The sequence below is a fragment of the Kitasatospora sp. NPDC057500 genome, assembly GCF_042802195.1.
In the GTDB taxonomy this organism is placed as follows: Bacteria; Actinomycetota; Actinomycetes; order Streptomycetales; family Streptomycetaceae; genus Kitasatospora.
Genome location: NZ_JBHVER010000331.1, coordinates 1 through 5,433, shown reverse-complemented (window position 1 = coordinate 5,433; position 5,433 = coordinate 1). Strand labels below are relative to the sequence as shown.

The following is a 5,433-nucleotide window of genomic DNA, read 5'->3' as shown; positions in this document are numbered from 1 at the left end:
GGCCCCCCGGCCCCGCCGACATCCCCCGCGAGGGGGGGGCGGTTTCGCCCGCCCCGGGCGGGCCGGGGTCGCGCGCCGCCCCCCCCGCGCACCGGAAGGGTGCACGGGGGCGGCGGCCGTTCACCGCCCGCGGCCCCGAGGCCCTGCGGCTCAGCCCGCGAACGCCGCCAGGTCGAGCGCGGCCAGCCGCTCCGGGTCGCTGAGCACGTCGATCGCCACGATCACGCCGTCCACCACCGTGAACGCCATGACCGACACCGCCCGGCCGTTGGCGCCGATCACCACCGCGCCCGCCGCGCCGTTGACCAGCGCCGGGCGCGCGTACGGCGACAGGCTGTGGAACATGACCGCCTGCCCCGCGACCGTCCGGGCACCCCGGAGCACCACCGGGCGCCGGTCCCGGCCGACGTTGCCGTCCGCCCGCAGCACCACCTCCGGGTCGAGGACGGCCAGCAGCGCGTCCAGGTCCCCGTTGCGGGTGGCGGCGAAGAACGCGTCGACGGCCACCCGCTGCCGGGCGAGGTCCCGGTCCGGCGCGGGCGCCCGGCCCTGCACCTTGCGGCGGGCCCGGCTGGCCAGCTGGCGGGTGGTGGCCGCCGTCCGCTCGATCAGCGGGGCGATCTCCTCGAACGGCACGGCGAACATGTCGTGCAGCACGAAGGAGACCCGCTCGGCGGGGGAGAGCGACTCCAGCACCACCATCAGCGCCAGCCCGACCGAGTCGGCGAGCAGCACCTCCTGCTCCGGGTCCGGCGCGTCCGCCCGCCCGATCAGCGGGTCCGGTATCCGCGGCACCTCGTGGCCGTCCCCCTCGGGCCCCGGCTCCAGGGGCTCCTCGCGGCGCTGCGCCCGCGCGCGCAGCCGGGTGAGGCAGAGCCGCCCGATCACCGTGGTCAGCCAGCCCCCGGGGTTCCCCACCTCCGAGGTGTCGGCGCGGTCGTAGCGCAGCCAGGTGTCCTGGACGGCGTCCTCCGCCTCGGCGAGCGAGCCGAGCATCCGGTAGGCGACGGCCCGCAGGTGCGGACGGTGCGCCTCGAACAGCTCCGCGGCCGGTGCGGAGCCGGCGGATCCGGCGGCCGGAATCTTCTCTTCCACCCGTGTCACATTCCTTCGTCGCCGTCAGTCAAAGCTCCGGAACCACGAAACCTAACGGCTCCACCGGAGGCCCGGCCTCCGGCCGGCGAAGGAGAGACGATCATGGCGAACCCGACCAGCCCGAGCAGCGCTCCCGTCCTGGTGACCGGTGGCACCGGCACCCTCGGCCGGCACGTGGTGCCGCTGCTGCGCGCGGCGGGCCGGGAGGTCCGGGTGCTCACCCGCAACCCCCGCCCGGGCGCCGACGGCGTCGGCTACGCGGTCGGCGACCTGCTGACCGGGGCCGGCGTGGACGCGGCCGTGGCCGGCGCCGAGGTGGTGCTGCACCTGGCCGGCGACGCCAAGCACGACGAGGCCACCACCCGCACCCTGGTCGACGCCGCCCGCCGGGCCGGGGTGCGGCACCTCGTCCACATCTCGGTGACCGCCGCCGACCGGGTCCCGCTCGGCTACTTCCGGGCCAAGCACGCCGCCGAGCGGATCGTCGCGGGGGCGGGCGTCCCGTTCACCACGCTGCGCGCCGCCCAGTTCCACGACCTGGCGCTGAAGACGGCGGCCGCGATGGCCAAGCTGCCCGTCGTCCCGGCGATGAACGGCATCCGCTGGGAGCCGGTGGACTCGCGGGACGTCGCCGAGCGCCTGGTCGAACTGGCCCTGGGCGCGCCTGCCGGGCAGGTCGCGGACCTGGCCGGCCCGGCCGTGCGCACCCTCGGCGACCTGACCCGCGACTACCTGGCGGCGGCGGGCAAGCGCCGCCCGGTGCTGCCGCTGCGCGCCCCCGGCAAGGTGGGCCGCTGCTACCGGGAGGGCGCCAACCTGGCCGGGCCGGGGGCCGACCGGGGCGCCCGCACCTGGGAGGCCTTCCTCGCCGAGACCTTTCCGGCGGGCGCGCAGCCGACCGCCGCCGGCCGGGTCAGGACCAGCTGACGGCGGCCGGCCCGCCGGTCCTCGCCGCGGTCACCACGGCCTCGGTGGTCACCACCTTGGCGAACCGCATCGCGTGCAGCACCGTCCGGGTGGCGCGGGCGAGTTCGGCGGCGGGGACGGTCACGCCGTCCGGGCCGGTCTGGTCGAAGGCGTGCATGGCGTCGGCCGGGAAGACCGCGTCGTAGCCGAGGTTGCCCGCCATCCGGGCGGTGGTCTCGTTGCACACATTGGTGATGATCCCGGTGATCACCACCTGCCGGGCGCCCCGCTCCTGGAGCCAGGCGTGCAGGTCCGGGGTGCCGTAGAAGGCGCTGTTCACCGTCTTGGTGACGTGCAGATCCGGCGTGACCGCCGCCACGAAGTCCTTCAGCTCGTAGCCGGGCGTGCCCTTCGCGAGCGGGCCGGCCGCGGACTCGTGCTGGACGGTCACCACCGGCCGTCCGGTGGCCTGCCACACGTCGATCAGCTCGCCGATCCGCTGCTCGGCCCCGGGGTTGTCGCGCTCGCCCCAGAAGGCGTGGTCCTCGAAGCCCTTCTGGACGTCGATGACGACCAGGACGGCGTCGGAGTCGATGGTGAGCGGGGCGTCGAGGGCGCTGGTGTTCGTCATGCGTCGATCCTGCGGCGGGCCGGGGCGGCGCCGTGAGCGGCGGTGGAGCCACCCATCGATACGATCCTGCCATGCGGGTGGTGGGGTGTGTGATCTTCGACGGCGTCCGGCCTTTCGACTACGCGGTGATCGGGGAGGTCTGGGCGAACCGGGCAAGCCGCCCCGGCCTGCCCGCGTTCGACCTGCGGATCTGCGGGCCGGACGGTGCCCGGGTGCGCTTCGACGGCGGACTCGAACGCGTCCCGGACTTCGGGCTGGACGCGCTCGCCGGGTGCGACCTGGTCGTGGTGCCCGGCATGCAGCGGCCGGAGGAGCCCGTCGACCCCGCCGTCGTCGCCGCCCTGCGCGCCGCCCACGAGCGGGGCGTCACCCTCGCCTCGCTCTGCGCGGGCGCCTTCCTGCTCGCCGAGGCCGGCCTGCTCGACGGCCGCTCCGCCACCACCCACTGGGCCTTCGCCGACCGACTCGCCCGCCGCTTCCCGGCGGTGGACGTCCGGCCCGAGGTGCTGTTCACCGGCGAGGGCGGCCTGTGGACCTCGGCGGGCGTGGCGGCGGGCATCGACCTCTGCCTGCACCTGGTCCGCGCCGCCCACGGCGAACGCGCGGCCGCGTCGATCGCCCGCGCCATGGTCACCGCCCCGTTCCGCTCCGGCGGCCAGGCCCAGTTCATCCCCTCCCCGGTCCCCGAACCCACCGCCTCCGACGACCCGCTGGCCCGCGTCCGCACCGAGGTGCTCGCCGCCCTCGACACCCCCTGGACCGTCCGCCGGATGGCCGCCCTGGCCGTGATGTCCGAACGCACCTTCGCCCGCCGCTTCGCCGCCACCACCGGCACCACCCCGCTGCGCTGGCTCCTCGACCAGCGCATCCTCACCGCCCAGCGCCTGCTGGAGGAGACCGACCTGCCCGTCGACACCGTCGCCACCCGCTGCGGCTTCTCCTCCGCCGTCTCCCTCCGCCCGCCCTTCACCACCCGCCTCGGCGTCCCGCCCCGCGAGTACCGCCGCACCTTCCGGGGCCGCGAACCGGGTACTCCCTAGCAGCCCGAGGCGGCTTCGGTGCGGGGGTCTCGATGCGGGGGGTGAGGCCGTCGAGGAGGGTGGCGAGGCCGAGTTCGAAGAGGGCGCCGAGGTCGACTGGACGCCTGGCTACGAACGCCGGATGCGCCCGTTCGTCGCCCTCAACCAGGCCCCCGCCACCGAGAACCCCGGCGGCCCGGCGGCCGAGGAGTCCGTCGAGCGGGCGAAGAACGCGATCGCCCCGGACGCCGCGAAGGCCCCCGGACCGGGGGCGGGGCGGGGGTGCGCGTGCCGGGCACCCCGCCCCGGCCCGATACCCTTGGGTTTCATGACCGAGGTATCCCGTCCCGTCCGCGTCCGTTTCGCTCCGAGCCCCACCGGCATGTTCCACGTCGGCGGTGCCCGCTCGGCGCTGTACAACTGGGCGACGGCACGACAGCAGGGCGGTGTCTTCGTCCTGCGGATCGAGGACACCGACGCAGCCCGCAACAAGCCCGAGTGGACCGACGGCATCATCAGCGCCCTCGCCGCGATCGGCATCCACGAGGGCGACCCGGGCTTCGAGGGCCCGTACTTCCAGTCCGCCAACGCCGACAGCCACCGCGCCGCCGCCGAGAAGCTGTACGCGGCCGGCCGCGCCTACTACTGCGACTGCACCCGCGAGCAGACCGCCGAGCGCACCGGCTCCGCCCAGACCGGCTACGACGGCTTCTGCCGCGACCGCGCCCTGGGCTACGAGGAGGGCCGCGCGCTGCGCTTCCGCACCCCGGACGAGGGCACCACCGTCGTGGTCGACCTCATCCGCGGCGAGCCGGCCTTCCCGAACTCCGCGATCGAGGACTTCGTCATCGCCCGCGGCGACGGCAGCCCGGTGTTCCTGCTGGCCAACGTGGTCGACGACCTGGAGCAGGGCGTCACGGAGGTCATCCGCGGCGAGGAGCACCTGTCGAACACCCCCAAGCAGCAGTTGCTGTGGGAGGCGCTCGGCGCCACCCCGCCGGTCTGGGCGCACCTGCCGGTGATCGTCAACGAGAAGCGGCAGAAGCTGTCCAAGCGCCGCGACAAGGTGGCGCTGGAGGACTACCTGGCCGAGGGCTACCTGCCCGAGGCGATGGTCAACTACCTGATGCTGCTGGGCTGGGGTCCGAAGGACGACGTCGAGATCCGCCCGTACGCCGAGCTGGAGCAGCTGTTCCGGATCTCGGAGGTGAACGCCGCCTCGGCCTTCTTCGACGTGCAGAAGCTGCGCTCGTTCAACGGCGAGTACATCCGCGCCCTGTCGGTGGACGCGTTCATCGCCGCCTGCGCCCCGTACCTGGCCGCCGACCGCGCCCCGTGGGCGGCCGAGGCCTTCGACGCCGCGGCCTTCGCCGAGCTCGCCCCGCTCGCGCAGTCCCGGATCGCGGTGCTGGGCGAGATCGTCGAGCAGGTCGACTTCCTGTTCCTGGCCGAGCCGGTCCAGGACGAGCAGTCGTGGTCGAAGGCGATGAAGAACGCGGACGTCGCGCTGGCCCTGCTGCGCACCGCCCGCGAGAAGCTCGCCGCGCTGGAGTCCTTCGAGGCCGCCGCGCTGAAGGCCGAGCTGGAGGCGGTGGCCGCCGAGCACGGGCTGAAGCTGGGCAAGGCGCAGGCGCCGATCCGGGTCGCGGTCACCGGCCGCACGGTGGGCCTGCCGCTGTTCGAGTCCCTGGAGGTGCTGGGCCGCGAGCGGACCCTGGCCCGCCTGGACGCGGCGGCGGAGCGCCTGGCCGCCTGACGGCAGCACTGGTCCGAGGGCCGCAC

The 5,433-nt window shown here is 75.2% G+C and carries 5 protein-coding genes; 3 read left to right on the top strand and 2 right to left on the bottom strand.

The window, feature by feature from the left end:
* Nucleotides 1-150: 150 nt before the first annotated feature.
* On the bottom strand, nucleotides 151-1,095 hold the full coding sequence (locus ACFU74_RS35745; protein ID WP_380764299.1) for a sigma-70 family RNA polymerase sigma factor: 945 nt from the start codon (nucleotides 1,093-1,095) through the stop codon (nucleotides 151-153).
* Between the two features lie 102 nt (nucleotides 1,096-1,197).
* On the opposite strand from ACFU74_RS35745, the gene ACFU74_RS35740 reads away from it, so the two are divergent.
* Nucleotides 1,198-2,022 (top strand): SDR family oxidoreductase, encoded by an 825-nt coding sequence (locus ACFU74_RS35740; RefSeq protein ID WP_380764298.1) that lies wholly within the window; start codon nucleotides 1,198-1,200, stop codon nucleotides 2,020-2,022.
* On the opposite strand, the gene ACFU74_RS35735 is transcribed toward ACFU74_RS35740, so the two are convergent.
* Nucleotides 2,009-2,632: a cysteine hydrolase family protein gene (locus ACFU74_RS35735; RefSeq protein WP_380764297.1), complete on the bottom strand. Its 624-nt coding sequence runs from the start codon at nucleotides 2,630-2,632 to the stop codon at nucleotides 2,009-2,011. The two genes, ACFU74_RS35740 and ACFU74_RS35735, sit on opposite strands and share 14 nt — an antisense overlap.
* A 71-nt stretch (nucleotides 2,633-2,703) precedes the next feature.
* On the opposite strand from ACFU74_RS35735, the gene ACFU74_RS35730 reads away from it, so the two are divergent.
* Nucleotides 2,704-3,672 (top strand): GlxA family transcriptional regulator, encoded by a 969-nt coding sequence (locus tag ACFU74_RS35730; protein ID WP_380764296.1) that lies wholly within the window; start codon nucleotides 2,704-2,706, stop codon nucleotides 3,670-3,672.
* Nucleotides 3,673-4,033: 361 nt separating this feature from the next.
* Nucleotides 4,034-5,407, top strand: coding sequence for a glutamate--tRNA ligase (gltX, locus tag ACFU74_RS35725; protein ID WP_380764300.1), 1,374 nt, complete (start codon nucleotides 4,034-4,036; stop codon nucleotides 5,405-5,407).
* Nucleotides 5,408-5,433: the final 26 nt, after the last annotated feature.

What these genes read in the sequence shown, in the direction of transcription:
- ACFU74_RS35740 (WP_380764298.1), top strand. Translation starts at nt 1,198, where the DNA reads ATGGCGAACCCGACCAGCCCGAGCAGCGCTCCCGTCCTGGTGACCGGT.
- ACFU74_RS35735 (WP_380764297.1), bottom strand. Translation starts at nt 2,632, where the DNA reads ATGACGAACACCAGCGCCCTCGACGCCCCGCTCACCATCGACTCCGAC.
- ACFU74_RS35730 (WP_380764296.1), top strand. Translation starts at nt 2,704, where the DNA reads ATGCGGGTGGTGGGGTGTGTGATCTTCGACGGCGTCCGGCCTTTCGAC.
- gltX (WP_380764300.1), top strand. Translation starts at nt 4,034, where the DNA reads ATGTTCCACGTCGGCGGTGCCCGCTCGGCGCTGTACAACTGGGCGACG.